The organism is Verrucomicrobiia bacterium (genome assembly GCA_035946615.1).
Taxonomy (GTDB): domain Bacteria; phylum Verrucomicrobiota; class Verrucomicrobiia; order Limisphaerales; family UBA8199; genus DASYZB01.
Genome location: DASYZB010000116.1, coordinates 46964 through 69653, shown reverse-complemented (window position 1 = coordinate 69653; position 22690 = coordinate 46964). Strand labels below are relative to the sequence as shown.

Sequence of the window (22690 nt, the reverse complement as noted above, 5' to 3'; positions counted from 1 at the left end):
AAGGTCACGACAGCGACGCAGCTTGCCGTTTCGGATTCCCTACCAGATCGTCTGCATCGGCCAGGCTTCAACCAGTTGCGCCCGGGCCGTGCCGTGCTCGGCCCGCATCGACAAGGTAACATTCGCAGCCAGTGGCTTGATCGTCCGGGTGAAGCACGCGCTGTCATTGGCGAAAACCTCCATCACCGAGCGATCAATAAAAACCCGGAGGCTTAGTTTCTGGCGGCTCCCCACGGAAGAGAGCGCGATTTTTGTCCCCATCACGCCAAGGTCCGAGCCGTCGAAGCTCATTTCAAGCGGGGGCGCATCATTGCCGGCGCTGGCAAATTCCAGGGCAATTTTGCCTCCACTTCGCAAATCAATCCTGACCAAAACCTCCAGCGTATTCGTCTTGGGCAAGGTCAGAACCTCGCCATGCTCCGAGAGCGAGAGATTTCGCCACTTGCTCGGTTGGCCCCGCAGCCGGCTCAATTGCGGCGCAGGTTCCTGACGCAATCGACCTTCGCGGGACAAGCTCAACTGCCGGGGCAAAGACAGGCAGCCGTTCCAGCCGTGCCCGCCAGGAAAGCCGTTGACCCATCCCCACACGAGGCGCCGGCCATCGGGGACCTGCATCGTGTTGGGGGCGTAAAAGCCAGGCCCGTAATCCAACAGCCCGCGCGCGCGGGCGTGAAACCGGCAAGTCGCCTCGTCAAAATCGCCTATGAAATACTGCACCCTTCCATAAGGCGACACCAGCAGCACCCACTGGCGGCCCAGTTGAAAAAAGTTCGGGCACTCGACCGTGCGCGCCTCGGAGTCCGGATGCTGAAACAGCGCGCCGCGATAGGTCCATTGGGTCAACTCGGCGTTCTGGGCCTGATAAATGTTCACCACGGCCTGCCCGCCCTTCGCCTTGTTTAGATTGCCGCCCGCGACGAGAAACGTTTTGCCGCCGGCGTGGAAAATAAACGGGTCGCGCCAGTCGTAGATTTTCCTGTCACCGTGCAACGCCTCAGAAAGCACCGGGTTGGAAGGACATTTGTGCCAGCGAATCAAGTCATCGTCGCTGGTGGCGGCCCATTGTTCCGAGTGGTCCATGGCGGAGCGGCCCTGGGCGATGCTGGTGTAGAAAATCATAGGTTGGCCTCGCCCATTGACCGTGCAGCAACCCGACCACACCTCCGCCTCGCCCGATTCTACCGAGGGGCACAAGGCGATGGGCAAGTGCTCCCACTTCACCAGGTCCCGGCTGCGGACATGGCCCCAATACTTGGGCCCGCTCGCGTCGCTAAAGGGATGCAACTGGTAAAAAAGATGATAGAAGCCCTTGTAAAAGATCGGCCCGTTCGGGTCATTCATCCATTGCGCGGGCGCGGCGACATGAAATATGGGATGGGCGGGGTCAGCCTGCGCGCGTGGTATGGCAGCCTCCAGGGCCGCCGTCGCTCGGTGGAACAGGGCGTCATTGCTTTGGCCCGGCGCGCCGTGTGCCAGAAGACAGAGAGCGGGAACAAAAGTCTGGAAAAGGCGTTGCATAATATCGATGTCGTGGCCGGACGGTTCGTCTGGCGCGTTCGCTTAAAGGTTAACGCCACCCACTTTCGAGCAGCTACCGGTTTTAATCAAACCAGAACGAACCCGCTATCTTCCTTTTTGCAATTCGACAAAATGCCGCCCCATGACGTAAAAAACGAAGGGCCACCGGAAATTTCCAGTAGCCCATCGCCGAACGGGTAGTCCCATTCCAAAGCTGACATTATGACGCGCCAGAAAACGAGAGACCGCAAGCGGGCACTCTCAGCCGCGCCAGCGAGCGCGAAGTCATCCTCGGCCGGAATCTCCGCGCCGCTCTCAAGCGCCTCAATCCTACCCTGCCCGAATCAGCCTGCGAGCAGGCCGTCGAAAAGCTGACGGAGGCGGACTTCGCCCGTTCGCTTCATCCAGCACAAACGGGAGTTTTACGACTTCATCAGCAATGTCATCCCGGTCGGTTTGAATGGCGCGACGCCGGGGGCTTGCTGTGTGACCATCTCATGGAGTAGATTTCGGTAAGCGATTTGCTTCACGAACACTGTGGCTCGGCAACAAACAGTTGAATTCATTCTCCGTGGCAAGCTGGAGGGCGTGGACATCACGCCTCAGACCATCGGCCTTCATCTGTTCAACCAGTTCAATGCCGAGGTCGAGGACCTCATCGTCGGCAGCCAAAGAGCGCTCAAGCTGACAGAGGCCAGGGTCCGGGTGGAGGAGGGTTCCTACAGACTGAAGGTCGTCCTGACTGCCTCTCTCCTGGCGAGTTTCGGACCCGACCTGCAGCGGCTCAATCGCCAGGACTCGCTGGGTGAAATAGATCCTGAGCGCGCGAAGATCATCCAGCGCTGGCAGGCCCGCGCCAAGTCCGACCAGGACCTGCAGTACGAAGTGAGGTCGGCGGGAGAAGCGCCCGCGAAAGTGCAGGTCACCGGCTCCACGGACTACCATGTCGGGAAAACGACGCCTTGGGTCGCCGTGGAACAATACCTGTTTGGCCGGATTGTGGATATGGGCGGAGCCCAGAGGGCCAACGTGCATCTGGCCGTGGAGGGCACAGGACGAATTCAGATCGTGGGTGCGAGCGAGGAACTCCTGCGCGAGCAGAAAGAGAACCGGCTTTACCATAAAGCCTTGCTTCGCGTCCGCGCCGAACAGCACAGCCGGACGGGGGAGTTGCGCAACATCCGCTTGATTGATTTTGAAGAGTACGACCCTAGCTACAACGAACAGGAACTGGAAAAGTTCATTGAGGAGGGAACGAAGGCCTGGGCTGACGTACCTAACGCCGCTGCTTGGGTCCGAGACCTGAGGGGAGGCTCATGATGCCCGCTGGTGCCCTGCTCGACACCAGTTTCCTAATCACACTGGCTGGCCGCGACCGCGCCAACCACCAGGCGGCTAAGCAGTACTGGAAGTATTTCCTGGAGAACCAAGTCCCGTTGTACCTTTCGACTATAGTGGTGTCCGAATTCAGCGTGAAACAGGCGCTCGGGCCTGAGATTCTGCGCCACTGTGTCGTCCTTCCGTTCAATTACCAGGATGCCCTGAAGAGCGCAGAGTTGCACAAGCTGCGCTACGCTGCGGCAGGGCTCAGCCGCGATGCCCTGAAGGACGACCTGAAGCTCATAGCCCAAGCCCAACTTGCCGGGGCGGAGTTCGTTGTGACGGACGACAGCGATACGATGTTCAAATTCGTCCAGCATCTGACGGCTGCTGCAGCCGTCTCAGTTAAAGCGATCAAACTCGAGGACGGGTTCGACGCCGCCTTATTCAACGGTGGGCAGCGTGACTTCAACGAACAGTTAGGCGAATCGGATATTGGGCAGTAGGCGCATTCGGGGCCTGATGATCATCGGCATCAACACACCGAGATAGAGCTGTCGCCCGTCCAAGCCGCAATTTCTCCTTTACGGTTCGGTTCATGACGCAATACTCAGCCCATGCGCAGTTCAGCAGGCAACCCGGTTCAGAACAGCCGCCGCCGTGGCACTCGCGAAAAAAAGGCCTATCCACCGAACAATGAAGCTCCGGCGGCGCTGCGCGAGACCCTCGATTCCATCAAACATATCCTCGAAGGGCTGCCCGAGGCAGATAACGAACCCGGCGCGGTCGAAAAAATGCTCCGCGCCAACGCTATTCTGCGCAATTCCCCCTGGCCCGCTCCCTTCGACGTGACGACGCACCGCCTGCAGTTGGGCGACGCGCGCCGGTTGGAATGGATTCCCACCGGCAGCGTCCACCTCGTCGTGACTTCCCCGCCGTACTGGACGCTGAAAGAGTACGAGAGCAATGAGGCTCAAATGGGCGCCATTGTTGATTACGAGAGCTTCCTCGATCAACTGGACAAGGTCTGGCAAGAGTGCGCCAGGGTGCTAGCGCCCGGCGGGCGCATTTGCTGCGTGGTAGGGGATGTCTGCCTCCCGCGCAAGCAGAATGGACGCCATCACGTTATGCCCCTGCACGCCGATATTCAGGTGTGCGCTCGCAGGTTCGGCCTGGATTGTCTTACCCCGATTCTCTGGCAAAAGATCGCCAACGGCGCCACCGAAGCTCAGGGAAATGGGGCCGGCTTCTACGGCAAACCCTACCAACCGGGCGCAATCATTAAGAACGATGTTGAGTACATCCTCTTTCTGCGCAAAGGCGGCGAATACCGCTCCCCTTCACCGGTCCAGCGCGCGCTCTCGATGTTGAACAGGGAGGAAATGCAGAACTGGATGCGCTCGTCCTGGAGTGATATCCGCGGCGAATCCACCCGCAACGGCCACCCCGCCCCTTACCCACTTGCCCTGGCCCAGCGCTTGATCAAAATGTTTTCCTTTGCCGGCGACACCGTGCTGGACCCGTTTGTGGGCGCCGGCACGACGTCCCTTGCGGCCTTGAATACCGGACGCAACAGCATTGGCGTGGATATCGAGGGGAAGTATCTCGCCAGAGCCCATGCTCGCTTGCTTGAAGCCGTAGGCCTTTTCCACGAGAGCGGCCCCAGCAGTTAATCGAATACTTGCTGGAACCCAACCCGGACGCGGGCGACGACAAGAACGAGCCGCCGCAAAAACTCGCGCTCGCCTTCTCCACCGCCGATGTGGTGCTGTTGGGCTGGCGGCTCGGATTCCTGGCCGACAAGCTCCAGGAAAACGACCTGGCCGCCGTTCGTGCCCTCGCCAAACGCTACGCCGAGGTTGACCGCCACATGCCCTTCGTCGCCTCCATCACCATCACGCCCATTGCCAAAGGCTCAACGTGAAAGTCAGGCCGCTGATTCATCAAAGAATGGTTTGCACGCCCTCGCTAATTGCGCTTCCTGGCTGTCTGTCAGGAACATGATGTCCAGGTGTTCCTTGGCGTTAAAAACGTCCGCGAAGATTGTGCCCACTTTCTCGACCATGTCTTTGTCGGGGCCAAACTGCGTTCACAACGCCAACACCACACTGGCTTCTTTTCCTTCGCCAAAATCAACCCGTGCCAAATACGCCCTGCTGACACTTCTGTCGCGGCGAAAAAAGTCAGCAAGCCTGTCCTTCAAAAGTCGTTCGGGAGGGCCGTCTTGCTCGCCCAAAAACCGGATTTCCGGGACACGGACTTCCTCGGATTTTTTACGCGATGGTTTCAAGAACGACATGGCTGGAACTTTTTGGCGTGGGTGTTCGCTTCGTGGAGAGTGCGGAAAATCATTCCCCACGCGATGACTTCAACCTGGCTCCGTGTAAACGCCAGTGTCCGGGTAATGGTATCGTCCAGGATGCGGGCAACATAGACGTGGCAAGGCCATTCCTGGACTGGAAAAAGCGAGAAGCCTTCGTGCCGGGCCGAGAGTATCAAATTCGTGATGTCTTGACTTCCCAACCCATAGTTCTGCCCGATGAGCGACGGCTCGATCTCAACCAGCATGTGGTCATCTCGCACCGGGTCTTTCAAACGTGCTTTTTTCCAACACGCACGAGGGCTTGCAAGCCCCTCGTTCTCTCCAGCAGCCGACAAAAAGAAATCAGGCTTCGCTTCCATCTCAAAACGGCGGGTTGACTCCCGAAACTCTGTTGATGTTGATTTGCGTTGCGGGATTCGGAACAAACACTTCCGGCAAACCGCCACCCACTCCGCCGGGTCCGGGTGCTGCACTGCGGAAGATTACGCCCTCAGTGTTGTTCAAAGTCCCTTCCAAGACAAAAGAGCCGGAATTGAGCGACAAAAAGGCAGGCCGGCAAATCAGGGTTTCGCCACTGGGCGTAACGATTTTAATCGGCTGAGGATCGGCGGCATCGCTGGCGAAGTGAACTTTGTGGAGCGCAAATCCAGCTTGGGCCCCGTCCACGTCCGGCTGGATTGCTCTTACCAGATCAGACGAACGGCAGTGCTCGGTGGTAATTGCATTCGCATTCGTATTCGCGTTTTGTCCTTGCGTGATATCCGAACCGGGTGGCGCTCCCTTCGTTGCCGTGAGAGCAAACACGGGTGTTTGCCCAAAAGCATTCGTGCTGCCCGGGGCACCAACGCTTTGCGAGAAGACGGGCATGGAAAGGGCGCCTAAAATAAGTCCGGTGAGAAGAATAGTTTTCATGCGTTCCGTTCTGTAGTGCAGAAGGCTTCACCCCCTAGCCGGCAGATTCCCTTAAGCAAACACTCGGCACTAACTTTTCCTGGGCGCGATTAGGCGCCAATGTTTTAAAAGCGTCAACTAGTTTTTTCCTAGGCGCTAAATATTGTAAAAGCCTCAAGGCAGTTTTTGTGGGAATTTGCGTGGAAATCACGCATCCGAAAAGATTGTGGACGGCGCGGGCCTTCTGGGCTACCACTGCGCGCGAACGGGACCTGAAGCAACGCACATCCGATTGGTCTCCGGAATGCCTTGAAAAAAACCATTCACCTCTTTCACCACACCTTCCGGCGGGGAGGGGGGATGGAACGTTACGCGCTGGGATTGGCGGAGAGCTTCAAAAACCTTGGGCATGCGGTGGTTTTTCATGCGCATCGGGCTGACCCGGCAATGGCCGAATCGTTGGGTATCGAATTACGCCTGGCCAAGGTCAGACGCTTTCCCAGGAAACTGCAGGACTTCAGGTTCTTTCGGCAGGTCGAACAGGCGCGCCGCCAAGCCGATGGCTGGCAAATCGCCCTGACCCGCGTGCGAGTCAATGACCTGGTGATTTGCGGCGGAACGCACCGCGGCTATCTGAGCCGGGCGCGAAAACTGGCCGGCCCATTTGACTGGCTGCAGATTTGGATGGAGCAGGAGGGTTACCGCTACGCCCGCGCGGTCATTTCGCATTCGAACCTCTGCACGGGCGAACTGACCCGCCTGTATGCAGTGCCTGCCGGGAAAATCGTCACGTTGTTTCCACCCGTGGACTCGGCTTTCACCCCGCCGGCGGACGATTTGGCCCGGGCTGAGGGCCGCCGAAAACTGGGGTTCCCTGACGGCAAGGTGGTGTTCCTTTTCCCATCCATGGGCCATCGGCGCAAGGGCCTTGACCGGATTTACCGCGCCTTATCGTCATTGTCTGACAACCTTATCCTGGCCGTAGCCGGTAAACCACCGGGCGGACTCAACCGCCCCTGGATTCAGTACCTCGGTTATGTTCAGGACATGACCGAAGCGTACCGAGCCGCTGATTTCACTATCCTGGGGTCCTCTTATGAACCCTTCGGGCTGGTGGGTCCGGAATCGGTGTTGTGCGGGACGCGGCTGGTGTTCGAGGAGAACATTGGCTGCCTGGCGGCGATAAAGCCTGAGGCAGTCTTTACATTTTCCGCAAGAGACCTGGAGACAATCCGCCAGGCAGCCAGCCGTGCCATTGCGATGGCCCGCCAAAACCGTCATCGCCTCAGCCGGCCCGCCGAGGCGCTGGTGTATAATCCCTCGGGCGTCGAGCACGCCCGAGCGCTTTCGGATGTCCTTGCAACCTGACCATTCCCGCGGAGCTCCTGAGGAGTCCCTGGCACGAACTACATCTTTAATCTGCCGATGCTTCTCCCTCTCCCCTTCCGAAGGGGAATGGGCCGGGGAGTGGCCGGAGAGAGGGGTCCCTCTGTGTGCAGTCCATCCCATGGTCCTCCCAGTCGATGCCGGTCGAGATGAGGGAATCTCGACTCCCAACGTTGTCCTCCCTTTATTCTGAGTTGCTAACGGGGCGCGAGTTGTTGTAGAAGTCCGCCAAGCCCTAATGGGCCGGTCTGGCTCTGAGGCCCGCCCTTCCAACGATGCCAAAGCTGCCCATCTCGGTTTGCATGATCTCCGGCGCCGAAGTCCAGCGCATCGGTCAAGCCCTCGACAGTGTGATGCCCTGGACTAGCGAATGCATTGTGGTTCTCAACCAGGACGCCGGCGATGGGACCGCGCAACTCGCTGTCGAGCGCGGGGCCAAGGTCTTTCCCGAGCCTTGGCGCGGGTTTGTCGCTCAAAAGAACTCCGCCCTGGCCAAGGCCACCCAGCCCTGGGTGCTTGGCCTGGACGCCGACGAAGCGGTCTGCCCCGAACTCCGCGACGAGATAATCGATTTCTTTGCCGGAAAACCCGAACGGCACGCTGCCTATAGCTTCCCGCGGCTCACGCGCTACCTGGGGCGCTGGATTCGACATGGCGATTGGTACCCAGACCGCTGTGTGCGCTTGTGGCAGCGCACGCGCGGGCGCTGGGCGGGTGTTGATCCTCACGCGGCCCTTCAAGTCGAAGGGTCGGTTTACAAACTGCGCCACGATTTGTTCCATTTCACTGCCGATACCCTCGATCGGCAGGTGATTAAGACCATGAGTTACGCCGATGATTTTGTCCGCCACTGCCAGCAGACAGGCCGCCGCGTCACGTTCACCGACCTCCTCACTCGTCCTGCATGGCGTTTTGCGAGGGCATATTTCTTTAAATTGGGGCTTCTGGATGGCTGGCAGGGTTATACCATTGCCTGGATGACATCCTTTTACACCTTTCTCCGTTACGCCAAAGCGCGCGAAGCCCAACTCGCAAAGGGGCAGGCAGCCGAACCCACCGGCGTTCCTGTCGTCCCGCCTCGTTAACCGCACTGCTCATGGCTGCCCGCGAGCATCTGTTGCTCTATGAACCTCGAACCGAGGGGCATCACCTGGGCTGGTTGCGGTTTCTAACCGAGGATTTGCTTTCGGCCAACTGGCAGCTCTCATTGGCGGTGGATTTGCGCCCCAAAGCGCACCCCCAAGTGGAAGACCATCTTTCCGGCCTGCTTGGGCAAGCGCAATTGCTCTCGGCAGGCAATCTGGCTGGAGCCAAGCGGGCCGGCAGCACAACTGCTTCCATAATCCAGTGCCTGCATGAGAGCGGCGCAGGCCGCGTTTTCCTGCCGGCCTTTGATGAAGTGGCCTCGGGTTGGTGGCGGCGGGCCGCTCTTGGGTTTTATCCACCAGCCCAATTGCGCGGGCAGATTGGAGGCATCTACCATCGCCCGCGATTTATGATTGCGCCCCGGTGGTCGCCAAACCGCTGGCTCAAATGGACCGGATTCAGCCGCATGCTCAGACAGGGCTGGATACGCCAACTGCTTTTCGTGGATGAATTCCTCGCGGCCGACTTACAAAAGAGATTTCCCGGCGCGCCGCTCTTTTTCCTGCCCGATCCTTGCCCTGAAGGTTACGAAGGAAATACCGCCGAGGCCAGGCGGCAACTGGGCTTGCCTGCCGAGAAATGGATTTTCCTCTTTTTCGGTTTGGGCCATCGGCGCAAAGGGCTTCATCTGGCTGTCGAGGCCATGCTGCAGCTCGACTCCAATAGTCCGGCGTTCCTGCTCTGCGCCGGCCAGTTGAACCCGCAAGGAACAACCGCCGAGGGTCTCCAACAGCTTGCCCAAAAGGGACGCGCCCGGCTCATCAACCGCTACGTCTCGGCTGCGGAAGAAAAGCTCTGTTTCGCGGCTTGCGATTCGGTTCTGCTGCCTTATATCAACCACTTCGGCACCAGCGGCGTGCTCTCCCGGGCGATGGCGGCAGGCAAAATGGTGGTTGTCTCCGATGAACAACTGCTGGGTCGGCTGACGCGCGAGCGCGGACTTGGCCTGGTCTTTCCCAGCGGCGAGGTCCAGCGGTTGCGCCTGAAATTGGAGCAGGCCATGGAAGCCAACGCCGCTCAGGCCGCTGCATGGCGCGCTGCGGCGCAGCAGTACGCGCGGCACTATTCACGCCAGGCCTATCGCGCGGCGCTCCTGCAGTGCATCGGGCTGCCCTCGCCTTTTTTTCCGAATGCCTGACACTGCTGTCATTGAGAAACCCATTACGGTCCTGCAGTTCAATTCACTGTTGAACGGCGGCGGCACCGATGATCAATGTCTCAAGCTCACCGAGGGGCTGCGTCAATTAGGCCAGCGGGTCTGGGTCGCCGGTCCAGACCAGCACGAACTCTCCGGGCGCGTGCGCGACCTGGCGGTGCCTTTTCACAGCCTCCCGCCAACTGGCCCCTTTCGGTTGCGCCTGATTTTAGCGGCGGCAAAAGTTGTTCGCCGCGAAAACGTCCGGATTTTGCATGGGCATCATGGACGCGACTTTTGGCCAGTCATCTTCGCGGCGCGCCTTTCCGGTTCTCACCCGAAGGTAGTCCAGACGCGTCACCTGGCAAAGAGCCCGAGTTCGTGGTTCACGCGGCGTTTTCTTTTAGGCCAATGCGACGCCATCATAGCCGTTTCGCAATTTGTCGCGGACGTTTTGAGCCAGGGGGCCTATGAGCCGGCGTCACCCGAGCCTGAACGACGCGCGCGGCCACCTTTGCTGGGGGATCATTCCAAAATCCTTGTCATTCATGGCGGTATTGATACAAATCAATTCCGCCCCTTGGATGCCCAGGAACAACGCCAGGCCTGGGGGCTTGCTCCAGAACACTTCGCCTTTGGCGTAGTCGGCGGATACGACCTTCCGCGCGGCAAGGGCCAGCGCGAGTTCTTGCAGGCCGCCGCGCGCGTGCATGAAAAAATTGCTGACGCCCGGTTTTTGATCATTGGCCGAGGCAGCATGGAAGCCGCGCTCAAAGACGATATTGTCCGGTTGGGTTTGAAAGAAAAAGCCATCCTGACTCCCTACTGCCGGGACATGCCCCGGGCGATGAATGCCATTGATTGCCTGGTTCACCCTCAAATCGGCACCGAGGCCTTTCCCGGCGTTGTCCTGGAAGCTTACGCTTGCGGCAAACCGGTGATTGCCTCTCGGCTCGATGGCATTCCGGAAGCCTTTGCCGCCGGCGCCTTGGGCGAATTAATCCTACCCGGCTCAATCGAGCAGCTTTCCGAGGCGCTTTTAAAATGGGCACGAGAGACGCGCTTGACTGCTCAGCGCCAGCAGGAGCTTCACGAAAGAATCCACATGCATTTCTCAGTTCAAGTCGCATCCCAGAAGACCCTGGCGCTTTATCGCCGGCTCCAGGACGGCTGACAGGTCCGTTCCAAACCTTCAGGAATGGCGGCTCGTTGCTTGGACTCTGTCATTAGCCCCGCCTGCAGTCCTGAACGCGGAACTTACGCAGTGACAATCTTGTGGAGCGTGCTACAAGTCCAAGGTCCGTCGAATTGAAGGAATGACAGCACCGGCAAAACTACTTTACTTTGGCTTCGCCTTTCCGCCAGGCATCTCCGGCCTATTTCCGGATGCCCAACCGGCCGGGCACCTGATGGAAACCAACCTGGTCAATGCCCTGCGGCCATGGTTCGAAATCAAATCGGCCGGCATCTCGTGGATTGAGGTCGAAAAGATTACCCCGGACAACACCTCGCCGGGCTTACCGCACGCGTTGAACCTGCTGGATAAGCCGCCGGAATTGCTTCACCGCTGGCGCTCGTTGGCGCGGCTCAAGCGCCAATACCAGCGCTGGACCAGGTCCGGCTGGATTCCCGATGCCATCCTGATGTACAACTTTTCCCCCGTCTATAATGGGTTCATTCGCTGGCTCAAACGCCAACCCTGCGCCCCCTGCCTGGTGCTTTACCTCGCTGACAGCATGAACCTGCAGCAGGCATTCCCCTGGACCCGGCGAGTTCGTCATGCGCTCAAGCCCTTGACCTGGCCTGACTCGGAAATGGTCTCGCTGGTGGACGCTTGCATCGGCGTGAGCGCTTCAACCGAAAAGTTCTTTGCGGACCGCCGGTTGCCCTGGCTTTGGCTGCCTAACGGATGCAATTCAGGCCGCGCATTGCAGCCGTCCACTGAGCACCCGGGCAACGGACCGATACAGTTTGGTTACATCGGCTCGTTGGGCGCCCACGCAGGCGCGCAAGATTTGCTGCGGGTGTTTCTGGCGCGTGAAGGCACAGAGAGGCTGCACATCTGCGGGTTTGGAATGCCTAAAGCCCGAGTCGCCGCGCTCTGCCGGCACAACGAGCGACTCCAATTCCACGAACCGCGCACTCCCGATGCCTGCCTGCGCTTGAGCCAGACCTGGGACGTGCTGGTTAATCCGCGCCCCATTTGGCCTGGCAACGAAAACAATTTCCCTTCAAAGGTTTTCGAATATGCCTTGAGCGGGCGCGCGATTCTCACCTCACCCATTTCGGGAGTCGATCAGGTCTTAGGCGAGGAGGCCTTTTACTTTGACCCGGCGGATTTTGACGCGAATATGCGGGCGGCGCTCGACAAAGTGGCAGGTATCCCCCGAGCGGAACTGCGCCGCCGTGGAGCTTGTTTGCAGAAACGCTTGATCGAAAACTACGCCTGGGAGAAACAAGGCCGGCGCGCAGCCGAGTTCATCTATCGCCAATTACCCGGCAGCCGGGAGGCTCAGGAAGTAACCCAACCTGCATCCGAAACGCTCAGCAAATAGATTGGTGAGGAACGTGACAAATTAGTGGCCAAAACGTACGGCGATTTCCGCTCCAGCGCGTTGAGCATGACACGCGCGCTGGTGCAGCCAGCCGCCAAGCATCACTTCGGTTGAAAGTCTTCCGGCCTTGTGAGCTAAATCCGCAAAAACCGTTTGCGTGATGTCCTCGGCCAAATGGCTGTCTCCAAAAGCGCGCCTCAGCGCAGTCGAATAAACGAAGTCGATGTAACGGCTCACCAATTCCCCGAACGCCGCCTCCGAGGTAATCGGTTAGTGACGGCGGGCGCTGCCGCCTAAAGGCGGCGTTCCGCGCGTCCGGAACGCCGGCTTCAGCCGGCAGCCCCGTAGTCACTGAGGCATTACCCTCCGAGCCATTTCTGGCATATTCGACCAATAATTTTCCGGTTTCCGTCATGTCGCGCTCACCATACTAATAAAGCGCCGCTGGATACCGAAACCGAACAAAAAGATAGCCATCCAAACGACTTTGGAGCGCGCGTAAAAACCACGCTCGCCGATACCGCGTCGCTTCGGAAGGCCGATGACACCGACGCGATGATTCGGGACAAGCGGAACATGAACCACATGCCAGATTCATGAGTTTGCGTTCAGCTTAGCTTGAAAGGCGTTGGCTGGGGCGTGGTTCAACTCTTTCAGATGGGGACTCGGGGGGAACTCGACCCTCCGGCGAGGGGTCACTTGGCGTCGAGGTTGCGCGCCAGGTCGGCCGGGGTGACCTGGCTCTGCACACCGCTGGGCGGCACTTCCAGGTGGGCGGTCCAAATAATTGCGTTAAGGACCAGCTTGCGGACATTATCGTTGCCCCAGTTTTTATGATAATGGCCGCCGGTGAAGCCGAAGCCGCGCCCGCCGCCGGTTCGTTGGAAGGCCCAGGCGACGGTCTGGGGTTCATGGCGCCGGACAGCAGCGCGCACATCAGGGTTGCCTTCATGCGGGCCGTCGGCCCGGCTCATGGTGCTCTCGGGTGGAATCGCGGTGAGGATTGGCGTCACGCCCTGCATCCCGTCGCGGAACCGCATGTGAAAATACCACTCGTCCTGGAGGCGAAACGGCTCCACGCCACGTGTAACGGGGTGATCGGGCAGGGTTTGGAAATCCGCTGTCCAGACAGGATTGACCGAGTGATGGACTTCGAAACAGCCGCCCAGCCAATCGAGGAATTCTTTCTCGCCGCGTTCCCGCGTGGGCTCGACAGCATAATGCAGGCAAGCCAGGCCGACGCCTTTGCTGACCAAATCGCTCATGGTTTGGATGTGGTTTTGCTGCAGCAGCGGATGGCCTCCTTCACCGTCGCTGTAGATGACGACGGTGGCGGCATCGGCGAAGGCCTGGGCCGGGTCTGCCGGCCAGCCATTGCTGTAAACCTCGCAGACCACGCCAGGAAAATCCCTCAGGCAACCGGCCAGCAAAAGGCATCCGGCCCGATGTTCGTGTTCGCCCGGGCCATGGCTGGGTTTGCCGGCGATAAAAACGATCTTTTTGGCGTCAGCGGCCGAACTGCGGATGGTAGCGAGAGCGAAGAGAAATAAGAAAGCGAGAGCCAATGTCTTTTTCATGGCGTAGTTGTACACGGTTTCCGGAAGATTGTCTCGATCGTAACTGAAATCCAATGTGGCGGACGATAATCCTTCGCATAGTCAGTCTTAGCTCGTCCGCCAGGCAATGCGGTACCGCTTGAGCTGCCTGGCGGTTCAGAGCCGCAATTCGGGTTGTAACAACCCGGTTGTCTTTTGAACAGCAATTTGATTCTCGGCTCTGGGAAAGAGCGCCCCGCAAGTCAGTTGCGGGTTATGGCGGCTTCTGTTGAGGATTCCCGCCGGCTTGCTCGGATGCTCAAAAAAGGCCCTCGACCACAATTGCCTCGTCCGGTCTTTGGGACAATGTCAACCTTGGCGCTCAAAATCCACCCCAAATAGCGGAAATTCTTGACCTGCTGCTTGGAAACACCCCATTTTCTCACGGTGCTCAAAAAGAGTTTAGTCCTCGTGCTGCTCGCGGCTGGGCTGGCCGTCTCGCGCGCGGCGGACCCGGAGCGGTCAGTCATCCAAATCCTCACCTTCGAGCAACAACCGGTTTGGGATGCGCCCTGGCGCTTCGACCCAGTGCGGGCTCTGGGCGGGTCCGGTTTTGTGATCAAGGGCAAACGCATCATGACAAACGCGCACGTCGTGAGCTGGGGCCGGCAGATTATCGTGCGCCGTTACCAGGACCCGCGCCCCTATGTGGCCGAGGTCGAATACGTCGGGCATGATTGCGATCTGGCGGTGCTTACCGTGGCTGATGACCGTTTTTTCGAGAACCTCCAGCCTCTCGAGCTCGGGGATTTGCCAAAGGTCCGCTCGACGGTGGTCACTTATGGTTATCCAGCAGGGGGCGATGAAATCTCTTATACGCGCGGAGTGGTTTCGAGGATTGATCTCGAGACTTACGCGCACATTGGCAACCGCCGGTTGCTCAGCGCCGAGACCGACGCCGCCATCAATCCGGGCAACAGCGGCGGCCCGGTCGTCCAGGACGATAAAGTCGTCGGCGTCGCCTTTCAGGGCATGCCCGGTTTGCAGAATGCCGGTTTTTTCATTCCTCCTCCCGTGATTGAGCACTTTCTAAAGGACATTGAGGACAAACAGTACGACGGGTTCCCTCAGGCGGGCCTGCGCGTCACGGCGCTTCAGAATCCCACCTACCGCGCATTTCTCAAGTTGCCTGATAACAACCAGGGCGCGCGCATCGATGGCATTTTACAAATCCCCAGCACGGAGCAGGTCATCCAGGATGATGACGTGCTGCTGCGGGTTGGGCAGTTCCCCATTGCGAGTGACGGCACGATTCTCTATCAGGGAAACCGGGTTTCGGCTGCGCTGGCCTTTCAGTTCGCCCAGAATGGCCAGAGTGTGCCTGTGGAACTGTGGCGCGATGGCGCGGCCAAGGAGGTTTCATTGCCGCTCTTTGTCTATAATAAAGACCGGGCTGCCGGTTACGAATACGACACTCTCCCGCGCTACTTTGTTTATGGCGGCCTGGTCTTTACTCCATTGAGCCTGGATTACCTGCGAACGCTGGGGCGCGGCCCGACCGAGGGAGCTTTTGGCGAAGGCTATTACGAGCTGTTCTATCGCCGCTTTGAAACGCCCGGCAAGGCCCGGCCTGAGCCAATCGTTTTGGCCTCGGTCCTGGCTGATGCCGTCAATGCCAACGTGACGGTTCGTGGGCGGGTGCTGGTGGACCGCATCAATGGCGTGCGCATTGATAAGCTCGAAGACGTCGTGCGCGCTTTCGAGACCAACACCAACACAACCGACATTATTGAATTTCTACCCCATGAGAGCTTTGAATGCCTGGAACGGGCCGATGTGGCCAAGGCCAATCCAAGGATACTTCAGACCTACGGCATCGGGAGAGATCGACGCTTATGAGCTTTTGCAATCGAGTGTGTTTTTCGCTTAGCGCCTCCCGCATCCGCCGGTCCTTCTGGGCAGTCCTTCTACTGGTGGCCTTTCTTGTGCCCGGGTCGCTCTGCGCGCAACAAGCGAAGCGAGGCGGGCTTTCGCCGTGGGAACATTCCATTGTCACCATCGATGTCGCTCGCAAGCAATACGACTACTACCAGCCTTGGACCACCCGAACGGCACGAGTTCAGAAACCCGGCATCGTCATCGCAGACCGGCAAATCCTTACCACGGCCGACGGGGCATTCGACCGCACGCTCATCCGTCTGCAAAAGGGCGGACGAGGCCGCTGGTGGATTGGGGAAGTGACCTGGATAGATTATTACGCCAACCTGGCGTTGATATCCGTCGCGGAAGGGGATTTTTGGCGCGACCTCAAGCCCGTCGCACTGGGACCTGTCTCGCCCGAGGATAACCTGCAGATTCTGCGCTGGCGGACCGGTAACCTGGAGAATCGCCGGGCGGAGTTCACGCAGTTCACTGTGAAGGAAGGGCAACTGAGCGCTGTGAACCATGTCTTCATCGAGGCTGATTCGGACATCCAAGGCGCTGGTTGGGGCGAGCCCCTTATTGCCAACTCACATATCGTCGGACTTCTGACTGCGCAGGATGGCCGCACCTGCACCGCTGTGCCGTCTTCATTTATCCAATCCATCCTCGATGCGCGAAAGAAGGGGCAATATCACGGCTTGGGCTATTTCCATTTCTACTGGCAACCGGCCGAGAACCCCGCATCCCTGGACCGGCTGAAGCTGCCCGGCGAACGGCGCGGAGTGATTGTCATCCAGGTGGCCAAGCGCGACGACGGCCTCCCCAATGTCCTCAAACCTCAAGACATCATCCTGCGCATCGACGGCTTTGACCTGGATACCTCAGGAGACTACGAGGACCCGCAATATGGCCATCTGATGATTGAGAACCTTGCTACGCGCCATAAGTGGGCCGGCGACGACATCAAAATGCAAATCTGGCGCGACGGCAAATCTATGGAAGTGAGTTATCGTCTGCCGAAGTTCGACTACTCAACGGCGCTGGTGCCTGCCGCCAATTACGATCAGGACCCCAAATATCTCATCGTGGGCGGGCTGGTGTTCCAGCCGTTGACCGAATCGTACCTGCAGAGTTGGGGAGCGGATTGGAAACACCGCGCCCCATTCCGGCTTTCGTATTACCGGAACCAGCCGCCTTCAAAAGAGCGCCCCGCGCTGGTGCTGTTGTCACAAGTATTGCCCGACCCGTACAACATTGGTTACCAGGAGCAGAAATGGCTTGTGCTCGACAGGGTCAATGGCCAGCGCATCAGCCGTCTTTCCGACCTGCGCCAGGCCCTGGACAAACCGCAGAACGGCTATCATATCATCGAATTCATGCAGAGCGATTCTCTGCGGCGGATGATTTTGGCGGCTGGAGAAACCGAGCGCCAGGCAACCGATCGAGTCCTCAACCGCTACGGCATCAACGAACCGTTCCAATTGGAAGCCGCCATTCCCCGTTAACCGGGTCCCCGCCTTCAATTGTTGAAGTCAAGCGGTGGCAAGCGCTTGCAGAGAGACGATGCTGGCGACGATACGCTGGTTGATGGCAGTGATGCGCTCGCGGGTTTCGGTGAGCCGAAAGCATTCAGAGAAATCAATCGGCTGGCCGAAAACGACAATCGGGCGGCGGAAGATGCTGCGGGGCAGCCAGCGCCACAGTCCCCGGGTTTTTGGTCCGCCTTTGCTGAAAATCCGTTCGATGCCCTGATGGTACACCGGGATGACGGTGATCGCAGACTGAGTGTGCGCGATGGCATAGGCGGGACCATTCTTGATGACCGAAAGATCATCACTGCGCGTGCCTTGATAGAAGATGAGCAGATTGTTGCGTTGCAGAAAATCGACGTATTTGCGCATCAGCCAAGGATGATCGCGCCGTTCAACCGGGACAGTTCGTAGGAGAGTAAAGAGGGTCTTGGAAAACCGGGTGCGGAAGAAATTCTCCCGGGCGGCGAAATTCACAAAGGGGAGGGACGGGTAAAAAATATTTTGCGGAAAATAGGCGGCTACGGCGATGAGAAACGAATCGTACATAGTGGTGTGATTCGAGACGAAAAGCACCCGTTCCCCACGCGGGGGAATATTATTCCGTCCCCGCACGCGGGTAAAATTGAAGGGGAAGCGGAAAAACAAAAAGGAGACGAAGCCAGCGCAAACCACCGCAACGTAGGATGTCCAGATTCTCAAACGCATGAATATTCTTGTAACCAACACGAGTGCATTCCTTCCGCCAAATGCGCCACCGGGCGCCGATTCGCCGCATCATTTTCAGATACCATCTAATCCCTGATGGGTTCAAGGACTTTTCGTATTTTTGGTCTCTTTGATTGGCCCGCTCTCAGTCGCGCCTGCTCCGCATCGCCAGCACGCCGACGAGCACACCCACGCACAACGCGATTCCCATAGCCTGATACGGATAGTCGCGGATGGTTTTGTCGGTGGTCTTGGCGGCGGCAGCCGTCTGGTCTCGCAGACGCTCGCAAACCCCGTTGGCCTTTTCGATAACGTTTTGGAGTTTAGCTTTCATTTCACCCGCCTGTGCATTCACCCGATTTGGTTCTTCCATAGGTTTTCCTTTGTTAGGCTACTTTCGCTCATCCTGCGCGCTTTCGCAAGGGCGCTAAGGCGAGGGTTTGGGAAGGAGTAACGCCTCAGTGACTACGGGGCTGCCGGCTGAAGCCGGCGTTCCGGACGCGCGGAACGCCGCCTTTAGGCCGCCACGCCCGCCGTCACTAACCGATTACGGGAAGGAGGGAATTAGGGGTTGACGCAGACGATCACCAATGGTACGATGCGCCTGAGCATGAGCGGGACGCAAGACCAATTCTCCTTCACTATCGCGGCGACAATAAACCGGCACTGCGTCAAGAGGTAAACCAATCCATATCAATAAACCATGCAGACTCCGGGAAAATTTGCCGATGGCCTCGCAGAAGATCGCAAGATTGAACCGCTGGAAGCAAACCTGCTGGAAGCCTTAAGGCGCCTGCCCGCAGGCACCCTGGCCAATGCGATTGAGACTTTTCAGAGGCGCTTGCGCAATGAAGGCTTTGTTGACCACACCGTGCATTGCCTCTGTCCGCGCCTTGAGCCGATGGTTGGCTATGCGGCCACGCTGCGGATTCGCGGTTCAGCGCCTCCGACGGCGGGGGGGGTGTACCCGGAACGGACCGACTGGTGGGATTACGTCTTGTCCCTGCCCGTGCCCCGGGTGGCAGTGGTGCAAGATATAGCCACTCGTCCCGGGCTCGGCTCGCTAATAGGAGCCGTGCACATGAATATTCTGCGAGCGCTCCAATGTGTTGGCGTGGTCACCAACGGCGGGGTGCGCGATCTGCCGGCGGCCGAGAGCGCCGGATTCCATTACTTTGCCGGCGGCTTGGCGGTGTCGCACTCTTATGTTCACATCGTCGAGATCGGACAGCCGGTCGAAATCGGCGGACTTAAGATCCACTCCGGCGATTTGCTTCACGGGGATTGCCATGGTATCCAATCCGTTCCCCTGACCATCGCCGCTGAGATTCCGGCCATCGCGGCGGAAATCGACGCTAAAGAACGGGCCATCATCGCCCTCTGTCGCTCGCCGGAGTTTTCGCTCGAAAAACTCCGGGCCGCCATCGCGAAAGGCTGAACCGCCATGCTGCCGTGAGAGGGAGCAGCCCAGTCCATGTCGCGCTTTTCCATTCGCCATCCTTACGTGATCATCGTGGCCTGCCTCATCGTATGCGTCGTCGGCCTGACCAGCCTGCTCCGTATGCCGGTGGACCTGTTTCCGCCCATCAAAATCCCGGTCGTCGTGGTGGCAACATTTTTTTCGGGCATGCCACCGGAGCAGGTCGAGAACGACATCACCGGGCGATTTGAACGTTTTTTCACGCTGGCCGCCGGCCTGGATCACATTGAATCGCGCTCCCTCAGCGGAGTGAGCCTGATCAAGATTTTTTTCCAGCCCAGAGTCAACCCGGACGCTGCCGTGACAACGATCGCGAACCTGGCGATGGCAGACCTGCGACGGCTACCGCCCGGGACACTGCCGCCGGTGGTGCTCAAGTTCGATGCTTCGAGCCTCCCGGTTTGCCTGGTGACCTTGAAAGGCAAGGGACTCAATGAGACGCAATTGCGCGATCTGGGGCAGTTTGAGGTGCGTGATCAGATGGCAAACGTCCAGGGCGCCTCCGTACCCCAGCCTTTCGGCGGCCGCTATCGGCAGATTATGGTTTATGTGGACCCCCTGAAGCTGGAGGCATATGGGCTAAGCGTGATGGATGTCGTGCGGCGGGTAAACGACGCCAATCTGATCCTGCCCGCGGGGGACGTGAAGATCGGCCCCTTCGACTACAACGTCTATGCCAACAGCCAAATCAACGCCATCCAGGAAATCAACCGAATTCCGCTCAAAAGCGTTGGCCAGGCCACGGTGTTGGTGGGTGACGTCGGCCAAGCCGAGGACGCCTCCCAGATTCAGAACTGTATCGTCCGGGTGGACGGCCAGCCATCGGTCTATCTGCCGGTACTCAAGCAAGGGGGTGAGGACAACACCATTGCAGTAGTGGACGGCATCAAGAAAGTGGTGCGAAACTTGGTGGATGTCCCAAAAGAACTGGCGCCCGATGTCGTATTCGATCAGTCGCTCTTTGTCCGCTCGGCAATTCGCAACCTCATCGATGAAGGGCTGATCGGCTTGCTTCTGACGGGGCTGCTGATCCTCGTTTTCCTCGGCAGCCTGCGCGCAACGGCGGCGGTGTTTCTGTGCATTCCGCTCTCGGCGCTGGCCGCATTCATTGGCTTGTCCTTGGGCGGTAGCACCATCAACGTGATGCTGCTGGGCGGGCTGGCGCTGGCCTTTTCCCGGCTCATCGACAATTCAGTCGTCGTGCTGGAAAACATTTTCCGCCACCTCGAAAGTGGGGAACCCCCGCACATCGCGGCAGAGCAAGGTGGTAAAGAAGTGGCCCTGCCGGTTCTGGCGGCGACGTTCGCGACAGCGGTGGTATTTTTTCCGGTGACATTCCTCTACGGCGTCAGCCGCTTCCTCTTCACGGCGCTGGCTCTGGGCGTCGTGTTATCGCTGTTCGCCTCTTATTTCGTGGCGCTAACGGTCGTGCCACTGTTCTGTGCCAAATTGCTTAAAGCTCATGGGCAAGGGTCCGCTGGCGGGCCGGTCGAGCGCAAGGGTTGGGGCCGGCGGTTCAATGACTGGTTCAATCGCAAGTTCCAGCAAATGCTCGACCAATATGCGGCGGTGTTGAACCTAGCGCTGATTCGGCCCGCGGCTACGGTACTGGGGATCACCGGTTTGTTCGTATTAAGCCTGGCCGTGTATCCATTCATCGGGAAGGCATACTTCCCGCAGACCGACCCGGGCCAGTTCGTCATTAACATCAAGGCCCCTACCGGCCTGCGTCTGGAATTGACCGATAAACTCGTCGGCAAGGTCGAGGGCATCGTCAGGCAAGTCGTTCCGGCTAAGGACATCAAGATCGTGGTGGCTAACATCGGTGTCATGCCGGGCTTCTCCTCCATCTACACCCCCAACTCCGGCCCGCACACGGCGTTTATTCAGGTGGGTCTCCAACCTCACTCTCATCAGAGTTCCTTTGAGTACATGCAACGCGTGCGCCAGCGGGTCAAACGCGATCTGCCCCAAGTAACTGCCTACTTCCGCACCGGCGGCCTCGTGGGCGCCATCCTTGACCTGGGGATGCCCGCACCCATGGATATCGCCGTCAGTGCCCTGGATCTGGCGGCCGCGCACGCGACCGCGACCCAAATCGCGCAGAAGGTCCGTCGTCTGCCGGGCGTCAGTGACGTGCTGGTGCCACAAGACATGGATTACCCGGCGTTGAATTTAAATATCGATCGCGTCCGCGCCGATCAATTGGGCTTGAGCGCAAAAGAGGCGGTGAGCAGCGTTATCACGGCGCTGACTTCCGATGCGATGATCGCCCCGAGCTACTGGGTGGACCCCAAAACCGGCAATGATTACTTTCTCACCGTGCAGTACCCCGAGGATTACGTGAAGAATCTGGCGGCGCTCAGCGCACTGCCGCTGCGGGCGGCGCGGTTGCTCAAGACGACCCGGCTGGAGAATCTGAGCCAAATCTGGCGGTCACAGGCGCCGACCGAAGTGGATCATTACCAGTTGCGGCGCGTCGTGGACGTTTACGTGGCGCCGAACGGCGAGGACCTCCAGGGAGTCTTTAACGGGGCGCAGAAGGTGATTCGCCAGACCCCCTTGCCCGAAGGGGTGCGTGTATCGGTGCGAGGTTCGGTGCAAGCCATGCGCACCTCGTTTAAAAGTTTCGGCCTCGGGCTGATTCTGGCCACCTTGTTGGTCTATCTCATCCTGGCAGCACAGTTCGAGTCGTTCCTGGACCCGTTGCTGATCTTGCTGGCAGTGCCAACCGGGTTGACCGGCGTTTTACTGATGCTTTTTTTCACCGCTACCACTGTCAACGTGATGTCATTGATGGGCGTTGTGATGATGGTAGGCATCGTCGTGTCTAACAGCATCCTCATCGTTGAGTTTACACGGCGTCTCCGGCGAGAGGGCAAGCCCTTGCGCGAAGCGGTCTCGCTGGCGTGCCGGGTGCGCCTCCGTCCCGTCCTGATGACGTCGCTGGCGACGCTCATAGGGTTGCTGCCGCTGGCGGCCAAGCTGGGCACGGGCAGCGAGGCCTATGCTCCTTTGGCACGGGCCATCATTGGCGGCCTGGCGGCCTCAGTGGTGCTGACGGTTTTCATAGTACCCGCTGCGTATTATTCCATTTATCGGCGACAGACACCCAACCTGCCCGAAGGCGCAGCCCCGGATGCCCAGGAAAGCCACCCAACGACTTGAGGACCACTGCTGGTCTCACTGGTCTCATCGCAGCCCCCATTTCGCTGTCATTTCGCTTGCTTTCGGACAGCTT

The 22690-nt window shown here is 58.9% G+C and carries 21 protein-coding genes; 13 read left to right on the top strand and 8 right to left on the bottom strand.

The annotated features are described in order from the left end of the window. Nucleotides 1-39: 39 nt before the first annotated feature. Nucleotides 40-1518, bottom strand: coding sequence for a glycoside hydrolase family 32 protein (locus VG146_17305; GenBank protein ID HEV2394113.1), 1479 nt, complete (start codon nucleotides 1516-1518; stop codon nucleotides 40-42). A gap of 537 nt (nucleotides 1519-2055) precedes the next feature. Here VG146_17305 and VG146_17300 point away from each other — a divergent pair. The 4 genes from VG146_17300 (at nucleotide 2056) to VG146_17285 (ending at nucleotide 4762) form a co-directional block, all read left to right on the top strand. Next, nucleotides 2056-2838, top strand: coding sequence for a hypothetical protein (locus VG146_17300; protein HEV2394112.1), 783 nt, complete (start codon nucleotides 2056-2058; stop codon nucleotides 2836-2838). Then, nucleotides 2835-3344: a PIN domain-containing protein gene (locus VG146_17295; protein ID HEV2394111.1), complete on the top strand. Its 510-nt coding sequence runs from the start codon at nucleotides 2835-2837 to the stop codon at nucleotides 3342-3344. The genes VG146_17300 and VG146_17295 overlap by 4 nt, the downstream gene beginning before the upstream one ends. A gap of 111 nt (nucleotides 3345-3455) precedes the next feature. Beyond that, on the top strand, nucleotides 3456-4511 hold the full coding sequence (locus VG146_17290; GenBank protein HEV2394110.1) for a site-specific DNA-methyltransferase: 1056 nt from the start codon (nucleotides 3456-3458) through the stop codon (nucleotides 4509-4511). Between the two features lie 8 nt (nucleotides 4512-4519). Further along, nucleotides 4520-4762 carry a hypothetical protein gene (locus VG146_17285; protein ID HEV2394109.1) on the top strand — a complete coding sequence of 81 codons (243 nt, stop codon included), beginning with the start codon at nucleotides 4520-4522 and terminating at the stop codon, nucleotides 4760-4762. A 3-nt stretch (nucleotides 4763-4765) separates the two neighbouring features. On the opposite strand, the gene VG146_17280 is transcribed toward VG146_17285, so the two are convergent. The 3 genes from VG146_17280 to VG146_17270 all read right to left on the bottom strand — a co-directional run bounded on the left by VG146_17280 (nucleotide 4766) and on the right by VG146_17270 (nucleotide 6073). Next, nucleotides 4766-4903, bottom strand: coding sequence for a hypothetical protein (locus tag VG146_17280; GenBank protein HEV2394108.1), 138 nt, complete (start codon nucleotides 4901-4903; stop codon nucleotides 4766-4768). Between the two features lie 221 nt (nucleotides 4904-5124). Beyond that, a complete protein-coding gene (locus VG146_17275; GenBank protein ID HEV2394107.1) occupies nucleotides 5125-5433 on the bottom strand; it encodes a hypothetical protein in 309 nt (102 codons plus the stop codon). Nucleotides 5434-5521: 88 nt separating this feature from the next. After that, entirely contained in the window at nucleotides 5522-6073 is a 552-nt protein-coding gene (locus VG146_17270) for a hypothetical protein (GenBank protein ID HEV2394106.1), read from the bottom strand. A gap of 288 nt (nucleotides 6074-6361) precedes the next feature. Between VG146_17270 and VG146_17265 the strand changes: the two genes are divergently transcribed. The 5 genes from VG146_17265 (at nucleotide 6362) to VG146_17245 (ending at nucleotide 12274) form a co-directional block, all read left to right on the top strand. Next, nucleotides 6362-7420, top strand: a complete 1059-nt coding sequence (locus VG146_17265; protein HEV2394105.1) for a glycosyltransferase family 4 protein — start codon at nucleotides 6362-6364, stop codon at nucleotides 7418-7420. A 293-nt stretch (nucleotides 7421-7713) separates the two neighbouring features. Beyond that, nucleotides 7714-8523: a glycosyltransferase family 2 protein gene (locus tag VG146_17260; protein HEV2394104.1), complete on the top strand. Its 810-nt coding sequence runs from the start codon at nucleotides 7714-7716 to the stop codon at nucleotides 8521-8523. 11 nt (nucleotides 8524-8534) lie between these two features. Beyond that, a complete protein-coding gene (locus tag VG146_17255) occupies nucleotides 8535-9722 on the top strand; it encodes a glycosyltransferase (GenBank protein HEV2394103.1) in 1188 nt (395 codons plus the stop codon). Then, nucleotides 9715-10893, top strand: a complete 1179-nt coding sequence (locus VG146_17250; GenBank protein ID HEV2394102.1) for a glycosyltransferase family 4 protein — start codon at nucleotides 9715-9717, stop codon at nucleotides 10891-10893. Before VG146_17255 ends, VG146_17250 begins: the two co-directional genes overlap by 8 nt. 142 nt (nucleotides 10894-11035) lie before the next feature. Then, nucleotides 11036-12274, top strand: a complete 1239-nt coding sequence (locus tag VG146_17245; protein HEV2394101.1) for a glycosyltransferase — start codon at nucleotides 11036-11038, stop codon at nucleotides 12272-12274. Between the two features lie 21 nt (nucleotides 12275-12295). On the opposite strand, the gene VG146_17240 is transcribed toward VG146_17245, so the two are convergent. Further along, nucleotides 12296-12511 carry a sigma factor gene (locus tag VG146_17240; protein HEV2394100.1) on the bottom strand — a complete coding sequence of 72 codons (216 nt, stop codon included), beginning with the start codon at nucleotides 12509-12511 and terminating at the stop codon, nucleotides 12296-12298. A gap of 458 nt (nucleotides 12512-12969) precedes the next feature. Further along, nucleotides 12970-13851 (bottom strand): ThuA domain-containing protein, encoded by an 882-nt coding sequence (locus VG146_17235; protein HEV2394099.1) that lies wholly within the window; start codon nucleotides 13849-13851, stop codon nucleotides 12970-12972. 381 nt (nucleotides 13852-14232) lie between these two features. Here VG146_17235 and VG146_17230 point away from each other — a divergent pair, with 381 nt between their 5' ends. Continuing rightward, on the top strand, nucleotides 14233-15708 hold the full coding sequence (locus VG146_17230; GenBank protein HEV2394098.1) for a trypsin-like peptidase domain-containing protein: 1476 nt from the start codon (nucleotides 14233-14235) through the stop codon (nucleotides 15706-15708). Further along, nucleotides 15705-17237, top strand: coding sequence for a hypothetical protein (locus VG146_17225; protein HEV2394097.1), 1533 nt, complete (start codon nucleotides 15705-15707; stop codon nucleotides 17235-17237). Before VG146_17230 ends, VG146_17225 begins: the two co-directional genes overlap by 4 nt. Before the next feature lie 27 nt (nucleotides 17238-17264). On the opposite strand, the gene VG146_17220 is transcribed toward VG146_17225, so the two are convergent. After that, entirely contained in the window at nucleotides 17265-17969 is a 705-nt protein-coding gene (locus tag VG146_17220; GenBank protein ID HEV2394096.1) for a lysophospholipid acyltransferase family protein, read from the bottom strand. Between the two features lie 145 nt (nucleotides 17970-18114). Continuing rightward, nucleotides 18115-18342, bottom strand: a complete 228-nt coding sequence (locus VG146_17215; protein ID HEV2394095.1) for a hypothetical protein — start codon at nucleotides 18340-18342, stop codon at nucleotides 18115-18117. Nucleotides 18343-18672: 330 nt separating this feature from the next. Between VG146_17215 and VG146_17210 the strand changes: the two genes are divergently transcribed. Both VG146_17210 and VG146_17205 read left to right on the top strand, forming a co-directional pair. Then, a complete protein-coding gene (locus VG146_17210) occupies nucleotides 18673-19407 on the top strand; it encodes an RraA family protein (GenBank protein ID HEV2394094.1) in 735 nt (244 codons plus the stop codon). Nucleotides 19408-19443: 36 nt separating this feature from the next. Beyond that, the gene (locus VG146_17205; GenBank protein ID HEV2394093.1) at nucleotides 19444-22617 is read left to right on the top strand and encodes an efflux RND transporter permease subunit; all 3174 of its coding nucleotides are present in this window, start codon (nucleotides 19444-19446) and stop codon (nucleotides 22615-22617) included. Nucleotides 22618-22690 lie beyond the last annotated feature (73 nt).

What these genes read in the sequence shown, in the direction of transcription:
- VG146_17305 (HEV2394113.1), bottom strand. Translation starts at nt 1,518, where the DNA reads ATGCAACGCCTTTTCCAGACTTTTGTTCCCGCTCTCTGTCTTCTGGCA.
- VG146_17295 (HEV2394111.1), top strand. Translation starts at nt 2,835, where the DNA reads ATGATGCCCGCTGGTGCCCTGCTCGACACCAGTTTCCTAATCACACTG.
- VG146_17290 (HEV2394110.1), top strand. Translation starts at nt 3,456, where the DNA reads ATGCGCAGTTCAGCAGGCAACCCGGTTCAGAACAGCCGCCGCCGTGGC.
- VG146_17280 (HEV2394108.1), bottom strand. Translation starts at nt 4,903, where the DNA reads ATGGTCGAGAAAGTGGGCACAATCTTCGCGGACGTTTTTAACGCCAAG.
- VG146_17270 (HEV2394106.1), bottom strand. Translation starts at nt 6,073, where the DNA reads ATGAAAACTATTCTTCTCACCGGACTTATTTTAGGCGCCCTTTCCATG.
- VG146_17260 (HEV2394104.1), top strand. Translation starts at nt 7,714, where the DNA reads ATGCCAAAGCTGCCCATCTCGGTTTGCATGATCTCCGGCGCCGAAGTC.
- VG146_17255 (HEV2394103.1), top strand. Translation starts at nt 8,535, where the DNA reads ATGGCTGCCCGCGAGCATCTGTTGCTCTATGAACCTCGAACCGAGGGG.
- VG146_17250 (HEV2394102.1), top strand. Translation starts at nt 9,715, where the DNA reads ATGCCTGACACTGCTGTCATTGAGAAACCCATTACGGTCCTGCAGTTC.
- VG146_17245 (HEV2394101.1), top strand. Translation starts at nt 11,036, where the DNA reads ATGACAGCACCGGCAAAACTACTTTACTTTGGCTTCGCCTTTCCGCCA.
- VG146_17235 (HEV2394099.1), bottom strand. Translation starts at nt 13,851, where the DNA reads ATGAAAAAGACATTGGCTCTCGCTTTCTTATTTCTCTTCGCTCTCGCT.
- VG146_17225 (HEV2394097.1), top strand. Translation starts at nt 15,705, where the DNA reads ATGAGCTTTTGCAATCGAGTGTGTTTTTCGCTTAGCGCCTCCCGCATC.
- VG146_17220 (HEV2394096.1), bottom strand. Translation starts at nt 17,969, where the DNA reads ATGCGTTTGAGAATCTGGACATCCTACGTTGCGGTGGTTTGCGCTGGC.
- VG146_17215 (HEV2394095.1), bottom strand. Translation starts at nt 18,342, where the DNA reads ATGGAAGAACCAAATCGGGTGAATGCACAGGCGGGTGAAATGAAAGCT.
- VG146_17210 (HEV2394094.1), top strand. Translation starts at nt 18,673, where the DNA reads ATGCAGACTCCGGGAAAATTTGCCGATGGCCTCGCAGAAGATCGCAAG.
- VG146_17205 (HEV2394093.1), top strand. Translation starts at nt 19,444, where the DNA reads ATGTCGCGCTTTTCCATTCGCCATCCTTACGTGATCATCGTGGCCTGC.